1 protein-coding gene and 2 pseudogenes are annotated in these 1,536 nt (G+C 70.4%); 2 read left to right on the top strand and 1 reads right to left on the bottom strand.

What is annotated here, in order from left to right:
• Positions 1 to 122 (top strand): annotated as a pseudogene (locus G5C65_RS39935) (IS630 family transposase); the annotation flags it as partial.
• Here G5C65_RS39935 and G5C65_RS37105 read toward each other — a convergent pair.
• Entirely contained in the window at positions 119 to 889 is a 771-nt protein-coding gene (locus G5C65_RS37105) for a hypothetical protein (protein ID WP_338146847.1), read from the bottom strand. The pseudogene G5C65_RS39935 and the gene G5C65_RS37105 overlap by 4 nt on opposite strands.
• A gap of 220 nt (positions 890 to 1,109) precedes the next feature.
• Here G5C65_RS37105 and G5C65_RS37110 point away from each other — a divergent pair.
• Positions 1,110 to 1,536, top strand: a pseudogene (locus tag G5C65_RS37110) (magnesium transporter); the annotation flags it as partial.

A 1,536-nucleotide genomic window follows, 5' to 3' on the forward strand; every position in this document is an offset into this window, starting at 1 on the left:
TCCGCACCTGGCTCGCCGACTGGAACACCAACCCCCGGCCCTTCATCTGGACAAAGACCGCCGACGAGATCCTCGAAAAGGTCGCAACCTACTGCCGACGAATCTCCGACTCAGGACACTAGCGGGCCGTGATGCTCTTTCCGTAGTCGACCACCTGGTCGGTCGTCGGCGGCTTCAGGGTGAAGTTCTGGTCCCAGCCGCTGAGCCGGACCGTGCCCGCGCCGCCCCCGCGCTCCAGGCGCAGCGGATAAGGGCGCCCCTTGAGGGAGACGTCGATCACCCCTCCGTTGCCCTTGCCGGCCCGCACCCGGATCGTCTTCACGCCCCCCACCTGGCGGCGCGCGCCGGTCTCGCGCTTGCCCTTGAGGGTGAGCAGCCCGTCGAGCAGCACCCGCATGTCCGTGAAGCCGCTCAGCTGCCGGTAGGCGGGGTCGCGGGGCGGCACCTTGACGTACTTGCCCTCCAGCTTCGCCGCGGCCGCCGCGTCGCTCTTGGAGGACTTCCCGCCGCCCTTCTCCTGCGCCGCCCAGAAGTCGGCGCCCGCCTTGAGATAGAGCTCCTTGCCCACGCGCAGCAGTTCGAAGGTGGAGCCGCCCCGGGACGAGACCTCGCCGACGCCGCCGTTCTGCTTCAGCCGCATCCGCAGCCGGTACGTCTGCCCCTTGCTGACGACGCTCCCGGAGAGGCGGACCGCCTCCGTGCTCCGCACGGCCGCCCGCGACCTGGCCTCGATCTTGGCGGGGGACAGCTTGCCCACGCCGTTCGTGCCCTGGTCGGGGTCCTCCTCCCCGCCGCCACCGTCGCCACACGCGCTGAGCGCGGCGATCAGTCCCACGCAGACGACTCCGAGCAGCGCTGTACCCCGTCGTGCGCCGGCGCGTGCTGTCACGGCTGCTTCCTCCCGCGGTCTTGAGATGGGGTACCCCCTCTGCTCCGGCTCTGCCCGGGCTCTGCTCGGGCGGAGCCGAGAGCTTGGGGGAGGCTGGGCGGCACCCTACCCGTGGCGGGGAGCGGTATCGGAAGGCAGCCGTCCGGAGCACCACACCGCGGCCCGCACGCACGGGTCACGCTAGCCTGAATCCGACATAGCTCAGAAAAAGGACAAGATCATGGCGGCAGGCGCTCCACGGGTCTTCGTCTCGCATCTGTCCGGTATCGCGGTCTTCGATCCCAACGGCGACCAGGTCGGCCGGGTGCGCGACATCGTCGCCCTGCTGACCGAGCGGCGGCGGCTGCCCGCGGTGCTGGGACTGGTGGTCGAGCTGATCAGCAGGCGGCGGGTGTTTCTCCCGATGACCAGGGTGACCGGAGTGGAGTCCGGCCAGGTGATCACCACCGGGGTGGTCAATATGCGGCGCTTCGAGCGGCGCCCGAACGAGCACCTGGTGCTCGGCGAACTGCTCGACCGCCGGGTGACCCTCGTCGAGACGGATGAGCAGGTCACCGTCCTGGACGTCGGCCTCCAGCAGCTCCCGGCGCGCCGCGACTGGGAGATCGACCGGCTGTTCGTACGCAAGGGGCGCGGGGGCCGGGCAC

This window comes from Streptomyces boncukensis, from assembly GCF_011045075.1.
GTDB lineage: Bacteria > Actinomycetota > Actinomycetes > Streptomycetales > Streptomycetaceae > Streptomyces > Streptomyces boncukensis.